At 40.7% G+C, this 23,915-nt stretch carries 24 protein-coding genes; 4 read left to right on the forward strand and 20 right to left on the reverse strand.

What is annotated here, in order from left to right:
* Positions 1-2 precede the first annotated feature (2 nt).
* The 5 genes from apt to QUE86_RS01180 all read right to left on the reverse strand — a co-directional run bounded on the left by apt (position 3) and on the right by QUE86_RS01180 (position 3,116).
* Complete coding sequence (gene apt, locus QUE86_RS01160) at positions 3-548, reverse strand: adenine phosphoribosyltransferase (RefSeq protein ID WP_286258708.1); 546 nt, start codon at positions 546-548, stop codon at positions 3-5.
* Between the two features lie 151 nt (positions 549-699).
* A complete protein-coding gene (locus QUE86_RS01165) occupies positions 700-822 on the reverse strand; it encodes a hypothetical protein (protein ID WP_254907726.1) in 123 nt (40 codons plus the stop codon).
* A 91-nt stretch (positions 823-913) separates the two neighbouring features.
* Positions 914-1,630: an HvfC family RiPP maturation protein gene (locus QUE86_RS01170; protein WP_286260315.1), complete on the reverse strand. Its 717-nt coding sequence runs from the start codon at positions 1,628-1,630 to the stop codon at positions 914-916.
* 28 nt (positions 1,631-1,658) lie between these two features.
* Positions 1,659-2,522 (reverse strand): HvfB family MNIO-type RiPP peptide maturase, encoded by an 864-nt coding sequence (locus tag QUE86_RS01175; protein WP_167657784.1) that lies wholly within the window; start codon positions 2,520-2,522, stop codon positions 1,659-1,661.
* Between the two features lie 54 nt (positions 2,523-2,576).
* On the reverse strand, positions 2,577-3,116 hold the full coding sequence (locus tag QUE86_RS01180) for an HvfA family oxazolone/thioamide-modified RiPP metallophore (RefSeq protein ID WP_250661004.1): 540 nt from the start codon (positions 3,114-3,116) through the stop codon (positions 2,577-2,579).
* A gap of 172 nt (positions 3,117-3,288) precedes the next feature.
* On the opposite strand from QUE86_RS01180, the gene QUE86_RS01185 reads away from it, so the two are divergent.
* Together QUE86_RS01185 and QUE86_RS01190 are read left to right on the forward strand one after the other, a co-directional pair.
* The gene (locus tag QUE86_RS01185) at positions 3,289-4,266 is read left to right on the forward strand and encodes a tRNA-dihydrouridine synthase (protein ID WP_130051256.1); all 978 of its coding nucleotides are present in this window, start codon (positions 3,289-3,291) and stop codon (positions 4,264-4,266) included.
* A 51-nt stretch (positions 4,267-4,317) separates the two neighbouring features.
* Entirely contained in the window at positions 4,318-4,653 is a 336-nt protein-coding gene (locus QUE86_RS01190; RefSeq protein WP_130051255.1) for a TraR/DksA family transcriptional regulator, read from the forward strand.
* A gap of 14 nt (positions 4,654-4,667) precedes the next feature.
* On the opposite strand, the gene QUE86_RS01195 is transcribed toward QUE86_RS01190, so the two are convergent.
* From QUE86_RS01195 to pyrC, 10 genes are all read right to left on the reverse strand, one after another.
* Complete coding sequence (locus tag QUE86_RS01195; RefSeq protein WP_286258709.1) at positions 4,668-5,672, reverse strand: hypothetical protein; 1,005 nt, start codon at positions 5,670-5,672, stop codon at positions 4,668-4,670.
* Positions 5,673-5,728: 56 nt separating this feature from the next.
* On the reverse strand, positions 5,729-6,988 hold the full coding sequence (locus QUE86_RS01200) for a tetratricopeptide repeat protein (RefSeq protein ID WP_130051253.1): 1,260 nt from the start codon (positions 6,986-6,988) through the stop codon (positions 5,729-5,731).
* An 11-nt stretch (positions 6,989-6,999) separates the two neighbouring features.
* On the reverse strand, positions 7,000-7,617 hold the full coding sequence (locus tag QUE86_RS01205; protein ID WP_054551556.1) for an energy transducer TonB: 618 nt from the start codon (positions 7,615-7,617) through the stop codon (positions 7,000-7,002).
* On the reverse strand, positions 7,617-8,021 hold the full coding sequence (locus tag QUE86_RS01210) for an ExbD/TolR family protein (protein WP_054551557.1): 405 nt from the start codon (positions 8,019-8,021) through the stop codon (positions 7,617-7,619). Before QUE86_RS01210 ends, QUE86_RS01205 begins: the two co-directional genes overlap by 1 nt.
* A gap of 14 nt (positions 8,022-8,035) precedes the next feature.
* Positions 8,036-8,560, reverse strand: a complete 525-nt coding sequence (locus tag QUE86_RS01215) for a MotA/TolQ/ExbB proton channel family protein (RefSeq protein WP_062570716.1) — start codon at positions 8,558-8,560, stop codon at positions 8,036-8,038.
* A complete protein-coding gene (locus tag QUE86_RS01220) occupies positions 8,560-9,924 on the reverse strand; it encodes a MotA/TolQ/ExbB proton channel family protein (RefSeq protein WP_130051252.1) in 1,365 nt (454 codons plus the stop codon). Before QUE86_RS01220 ends, QUE86_RS01215 begins: the two co-directional genes overlap by 1 nt.
* A gap of 6 nt (positions 9,925-9,930) precedes the next feature.
* On the reverse strand, positions 9,931-10,701 hold the full coding sequence (locus tag QUE86_RS01225) for a DUF3450 domain-containing protein (protein ID WP_054551560.1): 771 nt from the start codon (positions 10,699-10,701) through the stop codon (positions 9,931-9,933).
* Between the two features lie 474 nt (positions 10,702-11,175).
* Positions 11,176-11,790: a response regulator transcription factor gene (locus tag QUE86_RS01230; protein WP_130051251.1), complete on the reverse strand. Its 615-nt coding sequence runs from the start codon at positions 11,788-11,790 to the stop codon at positions 11,176-11,178.
* Between the two features lie 429 nt (positions 11,791-12,219).
* On the reverse strand, positions 12,220-12,429 hold the full coding sequence (locus QUE86_RS01235; RefSeq protein WP_036967526.1) for a cold-shock protein: 210 nt from the start codon (positions 12,427-12,429) through the stop codon (positions 12,220-12,222).
* Between the two features lie 346 nt (positions 12,430-12,775).
* On the reverse strand, positions 12,776-13,822 hold the full coding sequence (pyrC, locus tag QUE86_RS01240) for a dihydroorotase (RefSeq protein WP_130051250.1): 1,047 nt from the start codon (positions 13,820-13,822) through the stop codon (positions 12,776-12,778).
* Positions 13,823-14,013: 191 nt separating this feature from the next.
* Here pyrC and QUE86_RS01245 point away from each other — a divergent pair, with 191 nt between their 5' ends.
* Complete coding sequence (locus QUE86_RS01245) at positions 14,014-16,383, forward strand: EAL domain-containing protein (RefSeq protein WP_130051249.1); 2,370 nt, start codon at positions 14,014-14,016, stop codon at positions 16,381-16,383.
* Between the two features lie 58 nt (positions 16,384-16,441).
* Here the strand turns inward: QUE86_RS01245 and QUE86_RS01250 are convergent, their stop codons facing one another.
* Positions 16,442-18,721, reverse strand: coding sequence for an acyl-CoA dehydrogenase (locus tag QUE86_RS01250; protein WP_130051248.1), 2,280 nt, complete (start codon positions 18,719-18,721; stop codon positions 16,442-16,444).
* 168 nt (positions 18,722-18,889) lie between these two features.
* On the opposite strand from QUE86_RS01250, the gene QUE86_RS01255 reads away from it, so the two are divergent.
* Positions 18,890-20,740 carry a M2 family metallopeptidase gene (locus QUE86_RS01255; RefSeq protein ID WP_286258728.1) on the forward strand — a complete coding sequence of 617 codons (1,851 nt, stop codon included), beginning with the start codon at positions 18,890-18,892 and terminating at the stop codon, positions 20,738-20,740.
* A gap of 57 nt (positions 20,741-20,797) precedes the next feature.
* On the opposite strand, the gene QUE86_RS01260 is transcribed toward QUE86_RS01255, so the two are convergent.
* The 4 genes from QUE86_RS01260 to QUE86_RS01275 form a co-directional block, all read right to left on the reverse strand.
* Complete coding sequence (locus QUE86_RS01260) at positions 20,798-21,586, reverse strand: putative porin (RefSeq protein WP_130051246.1); 789 nt, start codon at positions 21,584-21,586, stop codon at positions 20,798-20,800.
* Between the two features lie 220 nt (positions 21,587-21,806).
* Entirely contained in the window at positions 21,807-22,181 is a 375-nt protein-coding gene (locus QUE86_RS01265; RefSeq protein ID WP_130051245.1) for a PH domain-containing protein, read from the reverse strand.
* 2 nt (positions 22,182-22,183) lie between these two features.
* On the reverse strand, positions 22,184-23,092 hold the full coding sequence (locus tag QUE86_RS01270; RefSeq protein WP_130051244.1) for an ABC transporter ATP-binding protein: 909 nt from the start codon (positions 23,090-23,092) through the stop codon (positions 22,184-22,186).
* Entirely contained in the window at positions 23,089-23,907 is an 819-nt protein-coding gene (locus QUE86_RS01275) for an ABC transporter permease (RefSeq protein ID WP_167657779.1), read from the reverse strand. The genes QUE86_RS01270 and QUE86_RS01275 overlap by 4 nt, the downstream gene beginning before the upstream one ends.
* Between the last annotated feature and the right edge of the window lie 8 nt (positions 23,908-23,915).

The following is a 23,915-nucleotide window of genomic DNA, read 5'->3' on the forward strand; positions in this document are numbered from 1 at the left end:
AATTATTCGCCTTCGAATTCAACCAACTTTAAGATTTTGATGCCCATATCAGCAACACGTTGCTCACCACCAAGCTCTGGTAAAGAAACAACAAATGCCGCATCAGTTGCGTTACCGCCTAGTTTAGCAACTAATTTTGCAGTTGCTTCGATTGTGCCACCTGTAGCAAGTAAGTCATCTACTAGTAACACTTTATCACCAGGTACAATTGCGTCTGTATGAAGCTCAAGAATATCTTCACCATACTCTAATTGGTAGCTTTGTGAAATCACTTCGCGAGGAAGTTTGCCTGGTTTACGAACTGGAATGAATGGAATACCTAGTGCATAAGAAAGTGGTGCACCGAAGATGAAACCACGAGATTCAGTACCGATGATTTTAGTAAAACCTTGGTCTTTATATGCTGCAATAAAGCTGTCGATAGTTGCTTTAAATGCGTCAGCATTAGCCATTAATGTTGTTACGTCGCGGAACATAATGCCCGGCTTAGGGTAATCAGCGATCGTTGCAATGCTCTGTTTGATGAGCTTTGAAGTTGCTTGAGTCATAATTATACTGCTCAAAAAGTTTATCTAACAAAGCTCGAGAGTATAACATCACCTTAGTGGAAAGTCGGTAGCAAGTTTCGAAATTAATCACTTAACTACAACAAAAAAGGCTGCATGGTGCAGCCTAGTGTCTTAAATTTGCTTGCGCAGATTAAGATAAAGAAGTGATCCAACCAAGAATAGCGTTAAGGCAGCCAATGCCACCGAATACAGCTAAAAACGCAATGAAATAAGTTGCATTGAACGGATCTTTAAAGTCTTTATCATTCGACATAGTTACTACCTTTATTTAAGCACGACAAAATAAGGTGCACATAATAGTCGAACAGCCCTCATCAATAAAGAGCTTTAGCCAATTTTTAAACCTATGTATTAGTAACCACAACACCGCGCTCTGCCATAGCGCTTAAGGTATTGAGGGCCCCTTGATACAACTGCTCTTGGCTAAATTGAGGAGCATGCTCTGCAACTGCTTGGCATACATCATTTAAATCTGCACCAGGCTTAGATTCAATAATATTAAGCAGTAATGCGGTCATCGCATTTGTTGATAAAAACTGTACTTCATCATCACTATCACGATAAACCACGAAGTAACTTGCTTGTGCTGTCGGCTCACTTGGTTGATTATCCACACTGATAGTATGAACTGGGAAGCTATAACTTAAATTGCGAGCAAACGAACTTAAATATAATGGGGAGCTTGTCACTTTATGAGCTGATAATTTCACTTCTTGTGCCACCTTTTGAGCAACCGACACATCAAGCTCAACCCATTCATAATGCGCCAGTTCGAACATAAAAGCAGGATCATCACTTTGCATTTCATAGTCATTTGCAAGAAAAGTCAAAAACTCCCCTGCTATATCTAAAAAATAAGGTGATTTACAGTCATGCATACTAAAGAAATGCCTAATGAGTCTCTGCCAAGCTTGCTCAGTATATAAACTTTTTAGCACTGGATACGCAGAGCTGACAAAACCATCCACATTATTAAAAAATAAATCGCGGTAAATCGCCATGCGACGCTCTTCAACATCGGCTGGCTTCTTATTATTTTCTGGGTCGCGAATATGCGCCATAAACTCTTGTTGTACTTGCGTAAAATGATTAGGCACTGTGTTTCACCGTTGCTTGATTTCGATGAGCAGCAGCCTCTTGCAACGCTCCAATGGTTCTCAGCTCTGTTAATAATTCACTCATAGGAGGAATATTAAAATCACGCTCTAATAAAGTAGGAAATACCCCATGGATTTCATAGGCTTTTTCGAGCAATTGCCAAACGGGATCGATCACTGGCGCACCATGGGTATCAACGAGTAAATCCTCAGCCTCAGTGTAATGACCAGCAACATGCCCATAGGCAATACGATTAGTTGGTAATGCTGCTAAGAATTTCCCTGCATCATAACCATGATTAATCGAATTGACGTAAATATTATTAACATCGAGCAGTAATTTACAATCCGCCTCTTCTAAAACCGCATTAGTAAATTCAAGTTCCGTCATTTGTTGACCGGGCGCGCCATAATAAGAGACATTTTCAATTGCAATTGGCTGCTCAAGAATATCTTGAACTTGCCTAATTCGAGAGGCAACATGCTTAATAGCATCTTCAGTAAACGGAATTGGCATTAAGTCGTACATGTGCCCTTCTCCCGAGCAGTAACTTAAGTGCTCACTAAACAGACGAACATTATGCTCTTTGAAGAAAGTTTTAAGCGATTGCACAAACTCAATATCAAGTGCTGAAGGTGACCCAATCGATAACGACAAACCGTGACATACAAAGGCATGTTGCTCGGTTAGCTGCTTAAATTGCTTACCAAATCGACCCCCAAGCTTTAGCCAGTTTTCTGGTGCAACTTCTAAAAACTCAATGGGTTTAGGAACATCGATAAGCATTTCGTCAAGCATTTCTCGGCGCAAACCTAGCCCAATCTGCCCAAAATCAGCTACTGACTCTTTTAACATACTACCTCCTACTAAAAAGGGCCTTTACGGCCCTTTCAAAAGCTAAGTGAGCGCTTAGTGGTTAGAACCACATTTACCTTCACCACACTTACCTTCTTTAGCTTTCTTTTTGTCTGCGCCACACTTGCCTTCGCCGCACTTACCTTCTTTAGCTGCTTTTTTAGCTGCACCGCATTTACCTTCGCCGCACTTACCTTCTTTAGCTGCTTTTTTGTCTGCGCCACATTTACCTTCGCCGCACTTGCCTTCTTTTGCTGCTTTTTTGTCTGCGCCACATTTACCTTCGCCGCACTTACCTTCTTTAGCTGCTTTTTTAGCTGCACCGCATTTACCTTCGCCGCACTTACCTTCTTTAGCCGCTTTTTTGTCTGCGCCACATTTACCTTCGCCGCACTTACCTTCTTTAGCCGCTTTTTTATCGCCGCCACACTTGCCTTCTCCACACTTACCTTCAGCCGCGTCTAACTGATACCCTGCTTGCATTTGCTGAAATTCAAATGGATTCGCGTTCGCATCAGTTACTGCAAAACTTGACGCACCTACTACAACCGCACCTAATGTTAATGCAATTGAATTTTTCTTAACTGTGTTCATTCGATGACTCTCTTTTTTATAAAGGGTTATTAAACAAGACCTGTGAACTACAAATATCTTTCAATTTTTTCTAATTATTTTCTGAAAGTACGCAGAAAGCAAATTACGATTTATAAAACAATCTAGAACAGCTAGAATACGCGTCCTAATTTTTGATAAGTAAACAGGTATCATGCGACTAGTTTTAGCACCGATGGAAGGTGTTGTAGATTTTAAAATGCGACAACTCCTAACTGATTTAGGTGGATTTGATTTATGCGTTACAGAGTTTGTTCGTGTCGTCGAAGACACGCTACCCGAGCGCGTGTTTCATCGCTATTGTCCTGAGCTAAAAACCGGTGGCTATACCCGTGCAGGTACACCTGTACGTATTCAATTACTGGGTCAAGTTGCCAATGCTTTAGCTGAAAATGCAGTTAAAGCAATACGCCTAGGCTCACATGGAATCGACTTAAACTTTGGTTGCCCTGCTAAAACGGTAAATAAAAGTAAAGGTGGTGCGGTACTTTTAAAAGACCCTGAGCATATGTACGAGATAATCAAAGCCGTACGTGATGCTGTCGACCCACGCCATGAGGTGAGTGCTAAAATCAGACTTGGCTTTGATGATGATAGTAATAGCCAAGAAATTGTTGATGCTGTTGTAAGCGCAGGCGCTTCAAGTCTTGCTATTCATGCCAGAACTAAACGAGATGGTTATAACCCTCCTGCTTACTGGGAAAAAATCCCCCCATTAATCAAAAACAAGAATATTTCAGTAGTTGCTAACGGTGAAATTTGGCAAGTTAAAGATGCTATACTTTGCCAAAAAAGAAGCCATTGCCAAGACTTAATGCTTGGTCGTGGCGCACTAGCAATGCCTGATTTAGCAAAACAAATAAAGTCACATGCACAAAACGAACATTATACTCCTATGTTATGGGAGCATGTGATATACCACATTATTCATTCATCAATGCACCAAGACGAAAGTAAATGTGAAAAGTACTTTGCTTCTCGAACTAAGCAATGGCTCGGTTATTTAAAACGCCAATACCCACAAGCAAGCGTACTTTTTGATGAGATACGTCGCTTAAAAGCCAAAGATGAAGTAGCTGATGTGCTAAGAAAGTATGCCAAAGCGCCGAGTATTGATACAAATCATAATTAGCAAACGGATTTTGTTTGATAATACTAGTATTGCCCACTTGGAAGAAACGCGATGAACAATACTGAAATTCAAACAAAGTTATCTGCGGAACTTGCGCAGGTCAGACAACGTTTACTTGATATGCTGGCTAATTCTGAACAAAGCTATCATCAGCAACTACTATCGCAACTCAAAGATAACCCTCCTTCGGATTGGTTAGAGCTGACAGCAAATAACCTTGGCTCTGAATATCAAATATTGATTGCTCGGATAGAAAAGTTGGAAGCAGCACTTTGCCAAATTGATATCGGGCAGTATGGCTATTGCTGTGATTGCGAAGAAAAAATCGATGACGAACGTTTACTTGCAGATCCTGCAAGCCAACGTTGTCGGCGTTGCGCTCCATAGAGCGCAATGCTGTACTAATTTATAAAAATAAAACTCATTGCAGGATAAAGTATAATATCCTCAATTAACCAATCCGCTTGCAGCTGATCTACGCCTAAACGCTTCATTAAATTGACACGTGCTTGCTGTTCACTCCAAGTGTGATAATGAATACCTAAGTCGGTTTCCATCATAACTTGCCAGAAGTATTGCTCGCCTTGCGTTAGCTTACGTTTACTTTTTAGCGGGTCTATATAATCAAGCTGCCAATCAAGACCACTGTGCTGATGATTTTCCACAAAATAAGTCATCACTAATGGGCTAACATGAGAATCTGATACAGGTAATACAAAATCTGCTCTTTGTAACTGCTTAAGTGAACTTTGGACCTCACTAAGCCAGTTTAAAGGAGACTTAGTCTCACCACTGAAGTAATTAAGTTTACTTTGGTACCAGTCTTTACCGTTCGCTAAACCAACTAAACCAAGCTTTGTACGAGGTTTATATTGAGTTAAGTATTGATTAAGTTTATAAAGCGCTGCTTGGACACTGTCATCGCTGTTATCCAGATGCGATTTAACCATGTTATGCAATAACGTTAACTCAATTTTATTTAATTTAAGGTTGCTTTGTTCAGCAGCAATTAACTGCATTTCAACTAACTCTAACCAATTAGCTAGTGCATTTGCTGAATAGTTATCCTGTGAACGAGCTTGACTAATAACATCACGTTGTACAGGCCAGACAAAATAACGTTCAGGATAACGCTCGGCAATAATTAAATAATTTAATTGCGCCTGTTGTGACTCATCTAAAGGCGTCGCTTTTAGCTTTTGATAAGCTTGGTGACGTGCTTGCAAATAACTTTCAGAGAAAGGCCAGCTAGTAGCTTCAGTTTGCAGTTCTTGATTAGATAATAAATTATTAATTCTTTGCAGCGCTTGCTGCCCTTCCCTAAAAGTCTTGAAACCTGAAGATTGCTCAGAGCAAGCTATCAGCATCACACTTGCGACAAGTAATAATACGATCTGTCTTAGCATTTTAAAATTCCATAAAAAAAGCCCCAGAGGGGCTTTTTAATTTAAAACAACATCAATTAGATTTTTACACCGTTACGAGCGGCTTTATCTTTGATGAAGGCTGACCAGCTCTTCGCGAAACGACGCGTGCGCGGATCATCCATTGCCTTAGTGATAGCGTTGTAAGCTTGCTTGTACTTCTCTTGGTAGTAGTAAGCTTCAGCTAAATCAGAATAGATAGTTCCTTTTTTATCAGAACCTAACTCTAATGCCTTGTTCAAACGAACAACGGCTGCACTATAATTTTGCGATTGTAAAAGTAATGAACCTGCTTTGCGGTAAAGCTCTGCATCGTCATCAAATTTAGCCGCTTCTTCATAGTATTTAGCTGCTTTTTCAATATCTTTAGAACGGTGGTAATTAGATGCCACTGCGCTGATATTTTGCTTGTTACGCTTAACTTTTTCTTCGTTGATTGCCTTTTCAAGCACGACTGCTGCTTTGTAAGGAATATCATTTAACGAATAGAAGTTAGAAAGTACTTTGTATTCAACTTCGTTTTCAAAATAGCCATTTTTGTAGGCAACTTCCATGGTCGCTAGACCTTTTTTGAAGTCTTCGGTTTGTAGGTAGTATTTACCTAAACCAACCCAGGCTTTTTTGTCTTCAGGCCAAACACGAACAATCTCTTCAGCTACTTCTACCATGTTTTTGTACTGTTTAAGTTCAAAATAGGCAGCTAGCTTTAATTGGTAAGAAGCTTTTGCAGGTTCTTTTGCCAATTCAATTGCTTTGTCTGCAGCAGGAAGAACGTCTTTGTAAAGTTTTAACTCGTAGTTTGCTTGCGCAATACGTGTATAAACTTTGTCGTCTTCCTCACCTGTGAAGTCCATCCAAGCTGCATAAGCTTCTTTCGCTTTTGCATATTGCTCAGTACCCGCGTACATATCACCTAGAAGTTTTAGGCCTTGCTCTTGGTCAGCAAAGTTTAAAACGTCAGGCTTAACTGCCGCTGAGATGTGCTTAATAGCCAATTGGTACTGCTCTTTTTGAGCGTACATCTGACCTAAGTAACGATCAACTGTTGCCTTATCGAAATCATCCGAAGGATCGATTTCTTTAAGTAGTGCAATCGCTTCATCAAGCTTATCTTCATTGTACAAGTCAAACGCTTTAATAACTTTCTTACCAACGCGCTCGCCCATAACTTTAGTTTTTGCTTTTTTACGCGCTTCAATCTTCGCGTAATCTGGCGCTGCTAAAGCAGGTGCAGTGAAAGCTACACCTGATAGAGACATAAGAAGCGCAAGTGCAGTTACTTTAGATAAATTTCTCATTACTCGCCTCCTTAGTTGCCTTGGTTAAGTTTAAAGTCTAATTGTACTTGAAGACCAAATTGCTTCTGTGGTTTACCATCGATGATTTTCGGACGGTACTTCCACTTACGTAGCGCACGTTTAGCTTCGCGGTCGAAGATACGTTTTGGATCGGCGTCGATCACTTCAACATCTTCTACACCACCAACTTCATTGATAGTGAATGAAAGTTGTACCCAACCTTCTTTACCATCACGCGCTGCTTGCGTAGGGTATTTTGGTTCAATACGAACGATAGGTGTCGCGTCACCATCACGTCCAAATGCACCTGGACCACTTAGGCCACCAGCTGTGCTACCCACATCGATGCTTGGCATATTAAATGACAAACCACCAGTGTTCGGGTTGCTGTTTTCCGGCTGAGGCGGCTGCGGCTTAGGCGGCTGCTTTGGCGGTGGCGGAGGCGGAGGCGGAACACGCTTCCTCTCCTGCACCTTAGATTCAGGCGGATTCGTCATAATTTCGACTACGATCTGTTCTTTTTGTTCAGTCGCACGATCAGCTCCACCGGAGATGAGGTACGCCATGAAGTAGAACAAGCCGAAAGTAACTGCCCCACCTGCAATCAGTGAAAACAGAAAACGAATCATTACTGATCTCCAGCTATTGAAATTTTAAGGTTATCACCCGTCGCTTTGATCTGGTCCATAACTTTAACCACTACGCCGTGTTTTGCTTCTTTATCAGCTTGCAAAATCACAACTTCAGTAGGTTGTTCTGCTAATAAACTTTCAAGTTTAGCTGATACACGCTCAACGTCTACTTGTTGTTTATCAATCCAGATCGCACCGTCAGCACGGATAGCAACAAAAATGTTTGCATTTTTTTGCTTCGTAGCTGCAGCTGCTTTAGGTTTATTGACTTCGATACCAGCCTCTTTAACGAACGATGTAGTTACGATAAAGAAAATAAGCATGATAAATACGATGTCAAGCATTGGCGTCATGTCAACCGCTGCTTCTTCTTCTTCACGAAAACGTTGTTTACGTGCCATATTTAATTCTCTCTCTAGTGATGAGGCATGCTATCTACAAGTTTAGCTTTCGCCATTCTCGCTCTCGCTTCTAGACGTGAGCTAAAGAATACTCCAGATAGTGCCGCAACCATTCCAGCCATTGTTGGGATTGTTGCCATTGAAATACCTGATGCCATTAAACGTGCGTTACCTGTACCTTGAGTAGCCATGGTTTCGAAAACCGCGATCATACCCGTTACAGTACCTAGTAAGCCTATTAAAGGACAAATAGCTACCAATGTCTTAATCAACAACATACGCTGATCTAATTTTTCAGACGCTTCAGAAATCCATGCTTCACGGATTCTGTGTGCGTACCAAGACGTAGTGTCTTGGCGGGCATCCCACTGAGCTACAATGTTCTTCGTCATACGAGGAAACTCAGCTAGTAGGAACCAATAGCGCTCAATCATTAAAACCCACATAAGAAAGAGTGCTATCGCGACCACGTATAAAACCTGGCCGCCTGTGCCAACAAAATCCCTGATAGATTCCCAGATCTCCATCAGGACTAGCATTAGGCTTTCTCCTTCTCCGCGTGAGCAGCGATGATACCTGCGCTTTGCTCATCAAGGACATGTAGAACCGACTTACTACGACCCGCAACAATTGAGTGAAGTAGAATAAGTGGTAGAGCTGCAATTAGACCTAACGCTGTAGTAACAAGTGCTAGAGAGATATTACCAGCCATGATCTTCGGATCACCTGTACCGAACAATGTGATTGTTTGGAACGTAAGGATCATACCGATTACCGTACCTAGTAGACCTAGTAATGGAGCGATTGCTGCCAAGATCTTGATGATGTTGATACCAGCTTCAATGCGAGGCGTTTCACGTAAGATTGCTTCGTCAAGTTTAAGCTCAAGGTTTTCAACGTCTTGATTCTTGTTGTCAGCATAAACCTTAAGAATACGACCCAGTGGGTTGTTTGTATTCGGAGTAGAAAGGTTTTTAAGCTGGCTCTTAATCTTAGTGCTAGTAAGCGCAAGATCAATGAAACGAACGATGAAGATAAGTAGACCAACAACAAGTAATACTGTGATGATGTAACCTACTTCAGCACCTTGCTCGTAGTATTCCATTAACGATTTCTTCTGCGTGTTGATACGTAAGATCGCGCCACGAGTCGGGTCGATGTATACGCCAGCATAGTTGTCAGAAGAAGTATTTTCTAAATCGCTGATACCAGCTAGGATGTAGCTATCAGGTTGCTTACCTAGTGGTTGGATTGCTTTAGTTTCTGGTGAGTAGATTAAATAACCATCGTCAGTTACTAAGTTGAAGTTACCGATACGCGTTACTTTCTTCACAGAAGATGAACCGTCAAGACCCGCAACTTCAGTTTCGAAAGTTGAAACTTTAGCTGACTCAGTCATTTCAGTTTGAAGAGAAATCCAAAGCTCTTCAAGTTCACGTACAGTTGGAAGTTCTTTCGCAGCAGCTAGTGAGCGAAGTACTTCAGCACGTCCTGGTTTTTCAGCAGAAACAAGTGATGCTTCGATTGAACCGATTGCATCAGCAGCTGCACGACGTACAACACCGAACATCTCACCTAACGTACCTTGAGCGTTTAAAAGAGCTTGCTCTTTCTCAGCTAAAGTATTTTCGTTTTGTGCATATTCTTTAGCTAAACGATCACCACGAGCTTTTTCAGCAGCTAGGTCACTTTTAGCTTTGTTAAGTAACGCTTGCTTATCAGCACGAGCTGAAAGGAACTCTTGTTCACGTTGCTTATTTAATTTGCCTTCAGAGATACGTTCTTGCTTAACTTGCTCAAGAATTTTGTCTAAAGCATCAGTGTTTGCATGTGCATTAAGCGCGGTACCTGCAGAAACAGATAGTACTGCTGCAACAGCAAAACCTTTAAATAGTTTCTTCATTATTGATTACTCCGCGCCAAAGATTGGTAGTTTAACAAGTTCTAATGTCGCTTGTTTACGCGCCATACGAATAACTTCTTTAACAGGTTTTAGGTATTCTTCACCTAATTCTTTCCACTGTTTAGTGTTGTTATCCCACACCCACGCGTGCTTAAGGTCAAAAGACTGAGCAACGTAAGTGATACGACCTAAACGACCGAAGTCAACGTTGATGCTCTTACCGTCGATCTCAAGAGTACCTTGTGAAGCAGTTACAGCTGAGCTGTATGCAGTTTCAACAGTGTAAGCTTCAAGAACTTGGCGGAATTTTTCAGATGTAGTAACTGATGCTGACGCCATGATGTCACGAAGTCTTTCAACACGTGCTAGACGGTTTTCAAGATTGAACGGAACGTCCGCTTTGATGAATTGCTCAAGCGTATCGATCATGCGATACATCAAAGGCACAACGTTTTGTTTCGTGTTATCGATAGTTGCGATTTGACGGTCAAACGACTCGATTGAAGCATTTTGGTCAGCGACCAAACGTGCTACGTGATCGTTATAAACCTTCATTAGCTCAGTTTCGTCAACAACGCTACGGTACTCAGCGATTAGCTCTTGAGTTTGACCATATACATTGTCAATTTTAGTTTGAGACTTAACAGCAGCCTTTTGAATTTGTTGACCTGCATCTTGCACATCTTTCAAAGGATCTGCAATCACATTGCTGCTTGCAAATGCAAAAGCGCCAACCAACGCTGATGCTACAAGACTCTTTCTGATTTTAACAGACATAGTTCCCAACCAATTAAGTAATGTTACTTTTATAATTTAATTACCCCCCGAAGAGGACAACCCTGATATCTTTTAATAGATATCAACCCTCCAATAATGCTAAATGCATCAGAGTCTGTCAACTTGATGTTCGGCTTTCGTCGGAAAAATTTGGTGACTCGTCGTTGAAAGGAAAAGAACCAAAACAACGAATTAACAAAAATATAACAGAGGTGTTCATATGATACTTCTATAGCCCTTTGCTGGCGAACATTGCATTCATATTAGGTTCAACCTTAAACATAAATGTAACATTTTATGAAATCTGAAAATGCTGAAGAAAAATGAAAAAAAAATTCCGTTTATTCATCTAAAAAATCTATTTTGAAGAATTTTTATGCACTCGCCACGTGTAACCGCTCAATAAGCAGCCAAATCAGGCACTAAACACAAGAATGAGAGAGTTGAAATCTCTCACCGCTATGGGTGAGAGAGTTAAAATATTGCGCGGTCTTTTACAAGCTTGGCAAGTGAAATAATTGAATCAACTTCAAGCTTTTCAAATATTTTCGCTTTGTATGTACTTACTGTTTTGTTACTAATAAAGAGCTTTTCACCGATATCTTTGTTCGATAAGCCTTGTAGTAAATAATTCATCACCGCAAGCTCACGTTCAGTTAATAACTCGTCGATGTCTTTTTCCGAAGCGATTAAGTGCTCTTGCGGGAAGAATGTATAACCACGCAAAATCATTTCAACGGCTGAAGAGATATCTTCAAGGCTTTCTGCTTTGTTTACAAACCCCTGCGCACCAAGTTTTGCAGCTGTACGGATAATATGCTTGTCTTGCTTAGCTGATAGAAACAACACTTTACCAGTAAAACCACTACTGACGGCGCGCTTATATAAACTAAAGCCATCGGAGTCTTCTAACTCGATGTCTAAAATCGCTAGCGCTACATTATTACTTTTTAAAAACTGCAACGCTTCTTTTTGACTTGCAACAGCTTGTACTTCGTTTACTAGTGTAGACTTGGCAAGTGCCATTTTAATTGCTGTTGCCACCATTGGGTGGTCGTCTACCAAAAGTATATTGTTTCCTATGCTCATCGATTAGTAAACCTTCATTATATTTCATCAAACAAGTATAAGTTACTCAGCATTATTTCCACATGTGGATAAGTTAAGTTTAGCGGGTTATTTCTAGTTTGGTGAAAAATAACTGTAAACATTTTGCTGCTAACTTTCGAGTTCAATCAAAACTACTAACTAACATAACAGACGCTGTTATGTTTAATAAATTACATCGTTACAGCATATAATACTTTAGTTATGGAGAGTAGCTTTTAGAGCATAGATCGTGAAGTTCTAGCTTATCTTCTGATTAAATTAGTCGTTTTCAATGCCTTTGGAGGAATATAATTTCGGTACAGCTAATTAATGTTTGGTGGATATGAGTGTTGCGATTTTTTGTGAGGTAATGATGAATTTTGGTGAAACAGAAACTGTTCCACCAAAATGAGAGGTTCACATAATAAATTATGCTACTTCTACGTTCTCAGCTTCAGGGCCTTTTTGACCTTGTTTGATGCCGAAAGATACTTGTTGACCTTCGCTAAGAGTGCGGAAGCCTGTACCTGTGATAGCACTGAAGTGTACGAATACATCAGGGCCATTTTCTTGTTCAATAAAACCGAAGCCTTTAGCTTCGTTGAAGAACTTAACTTTACCAGTAACCGTGTTTGACATACCAAATTTTCCTGTAAGTCAATTATTAAAATTCAGCCATAATGGCTCTATCCTCCCTGAGTGAATGCCCAATAAACTTGGGGTAAAGTACAGGAAGAACCAATAACCTAACCGGTAACCGTACAGCCGCACATTATCCGTAAATTCAATACGCAAAAACTCAAAGCAATTTAAGACTAACACATTAAATAGTTTTTAGCTCTATTAATCGAAAATAATTTTAAGGTCAACTGCCGAAACAAAAATATATGACAGTATTATTTATAAACAATTAATAATAAATGAAAAAAAGCCCATCAAAATGATGGGCTTCTAATTTTCAAGAAAAGAGTGCTATTGCTTTAGATTATTTTACTTGCCAGTCCATTTTCGCTTCAGCTTTGATTGGCACCACTTCTGAATCACCTAGTTTATAGCTTGCTGGTACTGTCCAGCTTTCTTTAAATAGTGTAATAGTATCTTGGTTACGAGGCATACCATAGAAGTCTGGACCAAAGTGGCTTGCAAAACCTTCTAGTTTATCTAAAGCCCCCGCTTCTTCAAATGCTTCAGCATATAACTCAATCGCAGCATGTGCTGTGTAAGCACCTGCACATCCGCAAGCTGCTTCTTTTTTATCTTTGTAGTGCGGAGCAGAATCAGTACCTAAGAAGAACTTTTTACTACCACTTGTTGCAGCAGCAATCAACGCTTGTTGATGGATATTACGCTTCAAAATAGGTAAGCAGTAATAATGAGGGCGAATTCCACCCGCTAACATGTGATTACGATTATAAAGTAAGTGATGAGCAGTAATTGTTGCTGCTACATTTTCAGGTGCATTATTAACAAACTCTACCGCATCTTTTGTTGTGATGTGCTCAAGCACAATTTTTAAGTTAGGGAAATCGTTCACTACGTCCGCTAAAATTGTTTCTAGGAACACCTTCTCACGATCAAAAATATCAATAGATGAATCTGTCACTTCACCATGAACAAGCAACAACATACCCACTTCTTGCATTGCTTCAAGTACTGGGTAGATGTTTTTGATTGAAGTAACACCTGAATCTGAGTTTGTAGTCGCACCAGCTGGGTACAACTTAGCTGCAACAATTTTACCCGTTGCTTTCGCTTTTTTGATTTCTTCTGGCGTAGTTTTATCTGTCAGATAAAGCACCATTAACGGTTCAAAGTTACCCTGTGGGCCGGCAGCTTTAATTCGCTCATAGTAAGATAACGCAGTTTCTGTACAAGTTGCCGGTGGAACAAGATTAGGCATGATAATTGCGCGACCCATGTAACGGCTTGCGTCACGAACGGTATCAACGAGTTGCTCACCATCACGTAAATGAATGTGCCAATCATCAGGGCGTGTAATTGTTAGAGTTTGCATCGAATTTAAATCTGACATTGCTTGTTTCCACGGCTAAAGTTAGGGGGATAGCGTAAACTTTGAGCAAATAACCTTGCTAAATTACCCAAGTTCATATTCAGGTGCCTAGTTTACACCAGTTCCAGTTTTTTTTGAAAATAACTTTGTGGATAGTTTGATAGTAGGTTAACGTAATAAATTAATACAACATTTCGGTTACCTTTTATTCTATGCCTAAGAGTTTAGACACTGCTTTTGCACTTGAGGTCAAAACAGACCAACTACATATAATTAATCAATTTTCATCATCTGTAATGCAATTAGACACAGTTGAAGAATTATTAGAATATGTTACGTCTGAAGTGGTTAGCCGCCTAGGCTTTATTGAATGTGTAATTTACCTCGCAGATGATAAAACTCGCACCCTAAAAGAAATGGCTTCTATAGGCACAGCTGGCAGCCATGATACTTACCATATTGACCGTACAGAAATCAGCTTTGATCAAGGCATTACGGGTTATGTCGCAAGTACTGGTAAACCTTTGATGATTGCTGATGTTAGCCAAGATCCACGTTACATCGCAGATTCTCGCCCAGCTCTTTCTGAGCTTTGCGTACCATTAGTTTACAAAGAAAAAATACTGGGTGTGATTGACTGTGAGCATCCGCAAAAAGATTACTACAATGACGCGCATTTAGAGATTTTATCAACTGTCGCGCATTTATTAAGTGCCAAGATCAATCAGGTTCGCACCATAGAAAACTTACAGCAAACCGTCATGCAGTTAAACGATGCGCAAAAGCTAGAACGATCGATGCTGCAAATCGCCAATTTGACGTATCAATCAAGTGAACTAGATAGTTTTTTTGAGTCATTACACGGCATTATTACTTCTTTACTCAGGGCAGATAATTTCTTCATCGGCCTTTATGACAAGCAGCTCGATGTGCTCGATTTAGTTTATATTATTGAAGAAGGCGTGCGCTCAAATGCTCATAAAAAAATATCGAAAGAACAACTAAAAGACACTGCGTCTTATTACTTACTAAATATAGATCAGTCACTTCTTTTTACTAAAGAAGAATTTCAGCAGCACATTGATGCTGGGCATTTTAAAATGGTCGGTCGTCAGGCTGAGTCTTGGCTAGGTGTACCGTTTAAAGTGAATGAGCGTATTAGCGGTGTCATTGCCGTACAAAGCTACAGTAAAAGTTACCATTATGACGAGCATGATCGTGCCTTACTCACTTATGTTAGCCGTCAAATCAGCATGGCAATAGACCGTCAATTATCAAGGCAAGAGCTTGAGCATCGAGCTCTTCACGATGAATTAACAGGACTTGCTAATCGTTCTTTACTGATTGAGCGAATTAAACATGCAATACTTCGCCTTGCAAGAGCAAATAAGCAACATAAGCATGCCCTACTCTATTTAGACTTTGACCGCTTTAAAAGTATCAATGATTCGTTAGGCCATGAAGTTGGTGACCATTTTTTAGTTAAAATTTGTGAATTGATCTTAAGCACTATTCGTAACACCGACACCTTCGCCCGCTTAGGAGGCGATGAGTTTGCCATTTTTATGGAAAACATTACCGATAAACAACAAATAAATGATGCCCTTGAACGGATCCAGCATGTGCTCGCACAGCCCCTTGATATTGATGGACACCTTCTACAAGCATCGACTAGTATAGGTGTTGCTTTTTGTGAAAGTAGTCGCGATCAAGCGTATAAGCTATTGCAGCATGCTGATGCAGCAATGTACGAGGCGAAATCATCTGGCCGTGGTAAAGTTAAGTTTTTCAACAATACAATGCGTAAAAAACTTAAAAATCATGCCGATATAGAAAATGATTTACAGCATGGCATTGAGCATGACGACTTTGAACTTTACTACCAGCCAATTTTTACTATTCAAGACACAAGAGTTGTTGGTTTTGAGGCCCTTGTGCGCTGGCATCACCCAAGCAAAGGCTTTGTCTCGCCAAATGATTTTATTCCGGTAGCAGAAGACACAGGTCAAATTATCAACCTAGATTTACATTTACTTCAGCTTGCTGCAAAGCAAATTGCAAAGTGGACGAGTGAAGGAAAAGCATTTGGCCGAATTACCGTAAATGTGTCATCGCGTCACTTTGCTAGCCTCGATTTTGTGGAACAAATACATGCCTTATATAAGCAATATAAGTTACCTCTTGGCTCACTATGCTTAGAAATAACCGAATCTGGACTTATCGGTAATCTAGAGCTGGCGACAAAAATCATCAAGGGTCTTGAGCCTCTTGAAGTGAAACTGTGTTTAGATGACTTTGGTACAGGCTATTCCGCGCTTGGGTATTTACACCAATTACCGATTCATATAATGAAAATTGATAAAAGTTTCATTGACCATTTAAACAAAGCGCACAACCCCTTAGTCGATGCTATTTTATCGTTAGCGCAATCATTAAAGCTCGATGTAGTCGCAGAAGGAATTGAAACGGAAAAACAATTGGCTATTTTAAAGCAAACTCAATGTAAATTTGGCCAAGGCTTTTTAAAAGCAAAGCCTATGCCCGCTAGTGAAGCAGAAAAAGTGATAGCAAACGGCCTGTAACTAAGTATAAAAAAGCCTTGCGAATGCAAGGCTTGGCTCTATTAAATATTAGGAACGTTTACAGCTCCCCAGGAGCGAAGTTATCCACAGCTATCGCTTTTTTGCGCAGCTCATTGGCTTTGTTCATTCGCTCAGCAACGGTTTCGTTAATCAAGTTTTTCTCTGCCGCTACGACTATTGCATCCTCAAGTTCAAGGTTTTTAGCAATAGTGCCTTCTTTTTGCCATTTACGAAGCTGCTTAAAGTCATCGTGGGTATCAATCATGGCTAGAAAGGCATTTTCCATCACCCCTGTACCGGCATTTTCATCAACATAACAAAGGTGAGTTAATCTGTCTCTGAAAACACCTGGCTTGCTCATGTGCTCACACATAGTTTGTGCTAACTCGTCACTTGGGCGGTGATAATGATTACCTACCGGGAACACAATGCGTTTCAGTAAGAAATTAATAACAGGATTAGAGAAGTTTTTAAAGAAACCATCGAATGCCTGACCTATGCAAAATAACGAATGCTCAACAGCATATTGTACAAATGATAAATCAGCTTGTTGGCGGCCTTCATCTTCGTAGCGTTTCAGTACACATGAAGCTAAATATAAGTGACTAAGCACATCACCTAGGCGCGCCGAAATCATCTCTTTACGTTTTAACTCACCGCCTAAAACCAGCATAGCAACATCAGTACAAAACGCTAAGCCACGACTCATGCGGCTTAATTGTTTGTAATACACAGCTGTTGCACCAGATACCGGCGCTTTTGCGAAGTAACTACGTGTTAACCCGTGTACAAACGCCATACCTGCGTTGCTACCAGCAAACAAAATATGTTGCAGTAGTAATGAGTCAAACTCTTTTAAAGCAACATCATGATCTTCCATTGCAGCCGCTTCCATTTCTTTAAGAACAAAAGGATGGCAACGCGTAGCACCTTGACCAAAAATCATCAAATTACGAGTGAGAATGTTTGCACCTTCTACAGTAATCGACACCGGGATCCCCATATAGCCATGAGCTAAATAGTTATTTGGGCCCACTTGGATCCCTTTACCTGAGTGAATATCCATAGCGTCATTCATAACAGTACGACCCATTTCTGTCATATGATATTTTGCAATTGCAGTAACCACAGACGGACTCAACTTCATATCAATCGCGCCTGCAGTCATTAGTCTTGCAGACTCTAAGGTGTAAGTTAAACCACCTATGCGCGCAAGAGCCTCTTGCACTCCTTCGAATTGTCCAATTGAAACACCAAATTGTTGACGCACAGTTGCATAGGCTGATGTCATTCTTGAAGCCAAGTGGCCTGTTGCTGTACTAAGCGCAGGTAACGAAATACCTCGGCCTGCACTTAAACACTCAACTAACATGCGCCAACCTCTACCTGCGCCTTTTTCGCCACCAATGATCCAATCAAGTGGAATAAACACATCTTTACCGTAAGTTGTGCCATTCATAAATGCCATATTCAACGGGTAATGACGCTCACCTGTCTGTACACCTTCGTGATCAGTAGGAATTAGCGCACATGTAATGCCAAGCTCTGTTTTATCACCTAATAAGCCGTCAGGATCGTACATTTTAAATGCAAGACCCAGCACTGTAGCAATTGGCGCAAGCGTGATGTAGCGTTTTGACCAGTTAAGTTTTAAGCCAATCACTTCTTCACCGTTATGCATGCCCTTACAAACTACACCAGTATCAGGAATACTACCCGCATCAGAACCCGCCTCAGGGCCCGTTAAAGCAAAACAAGGCACATCATCACCTTTCGCTAGGCTTGGTAACCAACGCTCTTGTTGCTCGGTAGTACCATAATGAAGCAGTAATTCGCCTGGGCCTAAGCTATTTGGCACCATGACGGTCACCGCAGCGGTTAAGCTCTTAGTGGCAATTTTCGATACGATGGTTGAATTAGCTATGGCTGAAAACTCACGGCCACCAAATTTTTCAGGAATAATTAACGCAAAGAAACCTTCTTTTTTTAGGTAGTCCCACACTTCTTTTGGTAGGTCTTTATCTTTTTGCACGATTTGATAGTCATCAAGCATAGCTAACAAGGTTTCGACTTGCTCGCTCATAAATGCGCGTTCTTTTTCGCTAAGTTCGGGTTTAGGGAAACGATGCAGCTTTTGCCAATCAGGGTTACCGCTGAATAATTCACCATCCCACCAAACATCACCTGCTTCCATGGCTTCACGCTCTGTTTGCGATAATGGCGGCAAAACTTTTTTAAACATACTAAACGTAGGTCGTGTAACAAGATTGATGCGAATGTCTTTCACAGCAAAAATTACAATCACAGCAACTAGTAACAGAATGATTACGGTCGTCATTGTGCAATCCTTTTATTTTATTTAACTGCTTCAAGTATGACTGATCGTGCCATAAATACAACGTAAGCAGCTCTTACTAAGGTTGTTTTTAGCGATGCTGTTTGTTGTTTACTAAGACACTGCTATTATGCATGTGCAATAAATAACAATAAACTTCTAGGGAACGTTATGAAAAAGACTCCATTTAAGCTCAGTATGAGCGCACTTATGGTAGCGAGTGCTCTTGCACTTACTGGCTGTAATGATGACGCTGCGAGTACTAAAACGACAACGACTGAAGTCCAAACAAGTCAAGTAACCGCACAAGATGCCGCTAAATTTATCGCCGATACTGAAAAAGAATTAAGTGCGCTTTATTTAGAAGCAAGCCGCGCTGAGTGGATTTATGCCAACTTCATCACCTATGATACTGCTGAGCTATCTGCTGAAGTTAATCGCAAAATGACCGAAGCCGTTGTACGCCTTGCTAATGAAGCTGCAAAATTTGATAGTTTAGAACTTGATTACGATGCACGCCGTAAACTTGATAAGCTAAAACTAGCGCTCACTTTACCTGCACCACAAGATGCTGAAAAAACAGCAAAACTCTCGCAGTTAGTTGCTGAGTTAGGTGGTATATATGGTAAAGGTAAATACTGTAAAGAAGATGGTAGCTGTTTAAGCCTTGGCGAAATGACCGCTAAAATGGCAACGAGCCGTGATTACAATGAATTGCTTGATTTATGGCAAGGTTGGCGTCAGGTTTCAAAACCAATGCGCCCACTATATGAACAACAAGTTGCTTTAACCAATGAAGGCGCAAAAGAGCTAGGTTATGCGGATACAGGTGCTATGTGGCGTAGTAAATACGACATGCCAGCCGATGATTTTGCAAAAGAACTCGACCGCATTTGGGGCCAAGTTAAACCGCTTTATGACTCATTACATTGTCATGTTCGTGCCAAGCTAGGTGAAAAGTATGGAGAAGATAAAGTACCTCAAGACCAACCTATCCCAGCACACCTTTTAGGTAATATGTGGGCACAGACTTGGGGTAACATTTACGATGTTGTCGCACCTGAAAATGCCGATCCTGGTTATGACGTAACAGAGCTATTAGCTGAGCACGATTACGACGAACTTAAAATGGTACGTGGTGCTGAGAAGTTCTTTACATCGATGGGCTTTGCGCCACTGCCAGATACTTTCTATGAACGCTCACTGTTTACTAAACCACAAGACCGTGACGTGCAGTGTCATGCTTCAGCATGGGATATTGATAGCAAAGATGACCTGCGTATTAAGATGTGTATTCAACGTACAGGTGAAGAATTCTCTGTTATTCACCACGAGCTAGGCCATAACTTCTATCAACGTGCATACAAAAATCAGCCTGTTTACTATCAAGAGAGTGCGAACGATGGTTTCCACGAAGCGATTGGTGACACCATTGCGCTTTCGGTTACACCGGGTTATTTAAAAGAAATTGGTTTATTAGACGAAGTGCCTGATGAGTCAAAAGATATTGGCCTACTAATGAAAATGGCATTAGACAAAGTAGCATTTATCCCATTTGGTTTATTAGTAGACCAATGGCGCTGGAAAGTTTTCTCAGGTGAAGTAACGCCAGAGAACTACAACAAAGCGTGGTGGGAATTACGTGAAAAATACCAAGGTGTACAAGCGCCTATCGCACGTAGCGAAGCAGACTTCGATCCGGGTGCAAAATATCACGTACCAGGTAACACGCCTTACACGCGTTATTTCTTAGCACACATTTTACAATTCGACTTCCACAGAAGTTTATGTGAAATTGCTGGTAACAAAGAAGCGATACACCGCTGCTCAGTTTACAACTCTGCTGAGGCGGGTGAAAAACTAAATGCGATGTTAGAAATGGGTTCAAGCCGCCCATGGCAAGAAGCTCTTGCGACGATCACTGGTAAAGAAAAAATGGATGCAACAGCAATCTTAGATTACTTTGCACCGTTACAAAAATACCTTGATGAGCAAAATGAAGGCCGCCAGTGCGGTTGGTAATGATAAAAACGAAAAAGCCCGCATAATGCGGGCTTTTTTATGTCATCAAATTAATGATTAAAACTGTAAGCTTACGTTTGCAAAGTATGCATCGTAATCTGAGTCATCCCAGTTGTTTGCATAACCTGCTTTTAAGCCAACGTTTTTGTTAAAGAAGTGCTGTGCACCAAAGCTGTAGTCATCTTCTTTATTAAAGGTTACAAAAGCTGATGTTGCTTTAGAGAAGTAGTAGTTTGAACCTAGTTCCCAAGAGCTACCGCTATCGTCTGTATCTAAGATTGTACCTTCAATTGTTAGGTAGTTACCTTGTTTAAGATCCATGAAGTATTTCGCATTTACTGCACGGTAATCAAACTCGTCGTCAGCTGTGAAAGTAAAACCTAAGTAATCAGTGCTGTTAAGCTGATGATTGTACTTAAGGTCAAACATTACTGTGTTATCACCGTCTTCTACGTCAATAAATGTCGCTTTAAGAAGAAGGTTAGGATTAAAGAAGTAACCTGCAGACACGTTGAATAAATCAGTATCTGAACCGTAATCGTAGTTGCTGTAACCTGCACCGATTACGAAATCTTGTACGAAGTATTCACCACCGATGTTAGTCACATCACCAAAGTCATCATCAGCGTACGAACCAAACACGTTGGTTGTTCTGTTGATGTATTCAAACTGGTCGTATGGACCCATTGTTTTCTTTGGTGCGAAGTAATATGTTGAATCAACACTTACTGTGTCGTTGCCATCGGTGTCCATGTACCCTAAATGGCTGATTGATTGGTAACTATCCGCAGCAGTCGCGGCAGTTGACAGAAGCATACTCGAAATAATAACTGCTAACTTTTTCATAAACAGATTTCCCTATTAACATTGTTTCATTGCTGTTGAAAACTAGCCTGATGGCTAAGTTGGGCACATGCTAACGTGAGAAAACTGAATGAGAACTTAACTAAGCATTTGTTTTTACTTGATTAATTGTAATAAAGTGTCGGCAAATGTAAAGAAAAAGTTGGCCGAAACTTTCGCCTCTGAGCCAACTTTCAAAGAAAAAATAAAGTGTGTCAGTACCTTATAAAGCAAACTGGCTTATAATTCTATAAACCTCATTAATGTTATCTCCTGCTTTAAAGTCTTTACTAATTGGTGTTGGATCTGAACCAACCCAAATTTTCAGTTCAGCATCTAGGTCAAAATGCCCGGCACTTTCTTTACTAAACTTAGTAATTTTTGAGTAAGCAATGCTCAACATTTCAACTTTTGAACCAGTAACACCTTGTTTATCAATGATAATCAATCTTTTATTTGTAAAGATGAACATATCACGAATGACTTTATAGGCTCTTTGTACTGTTTCACCATCAATCAGGGTATTGGCAAGCAGTTCTTCTAAATCGTCGTTATCAACTTCACTTGCGTTACCCATTAATCCACTTAATAGCCCCATAACTAGCTCTCCTTATGAAAGATTTGGTTTTCGAGTGTGTGACCATTCACCAGTTGACGATACTGCCAACCTTGTTGATAACAAAAGTGTAGAAGATTGATATCAAAAGGCTCGGCTGTTTTCTCAAACTCGATCACATATTCTTTTGCTTGGCTCATATAAACATGATGTACGTGGGCAAGGCCAGCAAGCTTTGCTTCTACATCATCATATTGTTGATTCAACTGTAGCGTAATAAAGTGTTTGTTATCTTGAGTGCTTGAACGGGCTTGATGTTCACTTAAAATACCTTTATCAAGGTGTAACACCTGAGAACATAAACGCTCAAGCTCAGTCAAGTCATGGGAGCTTAAAATAAATGTTGCTTCGTTACTTAAAGAACTTACCAGCTCTCTCACCTCACGAGCATGAATTGGGTCAAGGCCCGCAGTTGCTTCATCAAGCATCACTATTTCTGGTGAACCAATCAAGGCTTGTGCAATCGTCACTCGCTTACGCATACCATGAGAAAGGTCATCTGGTCGCTGCTTAGCCACTTCTGACAAACCAACGAGCTCTAAAACACGAGCCGTTTCTTTTTTACGAACCGCACCACTTAGCCCTTGTAATTGACCATAAAAGTTAAGTTGATGCGCAATACTAAAGCGAGGATCAAGCTGTGCATCTTGTGGTAATGCCGTTAGCTTACCAAATAACTCCGCACTCCCTGGGGTATGTCCCATTACCGATAATTTGCCTGAACTAGGTAAAATATAGCCGCATAACAAGCTAAATAAGGTCGTTTTACCCGCACCATTTGGACCAACCAGCGCCACTGGAGCCCCTTTATTTATTTCAAAGCTGACGTTATCTAGCGCTCGTTTAGCCCCATAGTTTTTTGACAAACCTTGTGCTTGAATTAAAACGGTCATAGTGAGCTCCTCGAAAAAATTCGTTCACCAGCAATCAATAACACTGCAGTTTGTAAGAGTGGTAAACCAAGAGCAAGTGTTACGCCGGCACGTTGACCAGCCATTAAATCAAGTTGATAGCCCGGAAATATGTAATTTAAAACCTCAAATGCAGGCCATTGCCATGTTAGTAAGCCAATCACAATATTACCGCCAGCAAAGAACAAAATAGCCAATACAAATGCAAGCCGCGATGAACGAGCAAAGGTATTCAAAAAGCTCATTAGGGCAATAAAAGGCATAACCGCAACAAGCAAATAAAATAACAACATAAAGCTTCGCGATAAGCCAGAAAGCAGCAAACTTGGCTCACGATAACCGAGCATTGCAACCGTTGCCATCAAAGTAACAAACAACAGTGCCGCTAAAATTAATAGCTGTCCTAAAAAGCGGCCAATGATAATTTCTGAGCGAGTGGCTCTAAGTGATAAAAAGCGTAACGTACCTCGTTGTCTGTCGCCCACTGTCTGGTCACTACATAAAAACAAACAAAAGCTTGGGAAACTAAATAAAGCAATCAGCCAATAAACGGCCAGTTCAGATTCAGGCCAATCAAGTAATTTACTGATGCCAATGGCGCCAAATGCCTGCCTAGCAAAGTCGGCAAAATCAGGTGAGCTAATCAAGGTCACAGATTGGGCAATGGGATAGCGTAAAATAAGTAGCCAACAAATGGCAAAAGCGGCAACCGCCAACAAACCACGCTTGGTCAAAAATAGTCGTACCAGCTCAAATTGGGCAATTTGTGCAAGACGTTTAGGATGTAACTGCGTCACTCATAATC

Source organism: Pseudoalteromonas apostichopi (genome assembly GCF_030297135.1).
In the GTDB taxonomy this organism is placed as follows: domain Bacteria; phylum Pseudomonadota; class Gammaproteobacteria; order Enterobacterales; family Alteromonadaceae; genus Pseudoalteromonas; species Pseudoalteromonas apostichopi.

Excerpts from the sequence above, each read along its gene's own strand:
- apt (WP_286258708.1), bottom strand. The coding sequence starts at position 548 with ATGACTCAAGCAACTTCAAAGCTCATCAAACAGAGCATTGCAACGATC.
- QUE86_RS01165 (WP_254907726.1), bottom strand. The coding sequence starts at position 822 with ATGTCGAATGATAAAGACTTTAAAGATCCGTTCAATGCAACTTATTTC.
- QUE86_RS01170 (WP_286260315.1), bottom strand. The coding sequence starts at position 1,630 with ATGGCGCATATTCGCGACCCAGAAAATAATAAGAAGCCAGCCGATGTT.
- QUE86_RS01175 (WP_167657784.1), bottom strand. The coding sequence starts at position 2,522 with ATGTTAAAAGAGTCAGTAGCTGATTTTGGGCAGATTGGGCTAGGTTTG.
- QUE86_RS01180 (WP_250661004.1), bottom strand. The coding sequence starts at position 3,116 with ATGAACACAGTTAAGAAAAATTCAATTGCATTAACATTAGGTGCGGTT.
- QUE86_RS01185 (WP_130051256.1), top strand. The coding sequence starts at position 3,289 with ATGCGACTAGTTTTAGCACCGATGGAAGGTGTTGTAGATTTTAAAATG.
- QUE86_RS01190 (WP_130051255.1), top strand. The coding sequence starts at position 4,318 with ATGAACAATACTGAAATTCAAACAAAGTTATCTGCGGAACTTGCGCAG.
- QUE86_RS01195 (WP_286258709.1), bottom strand. The coding sequence starts at position 5,672 with ATGCTAAGACAGATCGTATTATTACTTGTCGCAAGTGTGATGCTGATA.
- QUE86_RS01200 (WP_130051253.1), bottom strand. The coding sequence starts at position 6,988 with ATGAGAAATTTATCTAAAGTAACTGCACTTGCGCTTCTTATGTCTCTA.
- QUE86_RS01205 (WP_054551556.1), bottom strand. The coding sequence starts at position 7,617 with ATGATTCGTTTTCTGTTTTCACTGATTGCAGGTGGGGCAGTTACTTTC.
- QUE86_RS01210 (WP_054551557.1), bottom strand. The coding sequence starts at position 8,021 with ATGGCACGTAAACAACGTTTTCGTGAAGAAGAAGAAGCAGCGGTTGAC.
- QUE86_RS01215 (WP_062570716.1), bottom strand. The coding sequence starts at position 8,560 with ATGCTAGTCCTGATGGAGATCTGGGAATCTATCAGGGATTTTGTTGGC.
- QUE86_RS01220 (WP_130051252.1), bottom strand. The coding sequence starts at position 9,924 with ATGAAGAAACTATTTAAAGGTTTTGCTGTTGCAGCAGTACTATCTGTT.
- QUE86_RS01225 (WP_054551560.1), bottom strand. The coding sequence starts at position 10,701 with ATGTCTGTTAAAATCAGAAAGAGTCTTGTAGCATCAGCGTTGGTTGGC.
- QUE86_RS01230 (WP_130051251.1), bottom strand. The coding sequence starts at position 11,790 with ATGAGCATAGGAAACAATATACTTTTGGTAGACGACCACCCAATGGTG.
- QUE86_RS01235 (WP_036967526.1), bottom strand. The coding sequence starts at position 12,429 with ATGTCAAACACGGTTACTGGTAAAGTTAAGTTCTTCAACGAAGCTAAA.
- pyrC (WP_130051250.1), bottom strand. The coding sequence starts at position 13,822 with ATGTCAGATTTAAATTCGATGCAAACTCTAACAATTACACGCCCTGAT.
- QUE86_RS01245 (WP_130051249.1), top strand. The coding sequence starts at position 14,014 with ATGCCTAAGAGTTTAGACACTGCTTTTGCACTTGAGGTCAAAACAGAC.
- QUE86_RS01250 (WP_130051248.1), bottom strand. The coding sequence starts at position 18,721 with ATGACGACCGTAATCATTCTGTTACTAGTTGCTGTGATTGTAATTTTT.
- QUE86_RS01255 (WP_286258728.1), top strand. The coding sequence starts at position 18,890 with ATGAAAAAGACTCCATTTAAGCTCAGTATGAGCGCACTTATGGTAGCG.
- QUE86_RS01260 (WP_130051246.1), bottom strand. The coding sequence starts at position 21,586 with ATGAAAAAGTTAGCAGTTATTATTTCGAGTATGCTTCTGTCAACTGCC.
- QUE86_RS01265 (WP_130051245.1), bottom strand. The coding sequence starts at position 22,181 with ATGGGGCTATTAAGTGGATTAATGGGTAACGCAAGTGAAGTTGATAAC.
- QUE86_RS01270 (WP_130051244.1), bottom strand. The coding sequence starts at position 23,092 with ATGACCGTTTTAATTCAAGCACAAGGTTTGTCAAAAAACTATGGGGCT.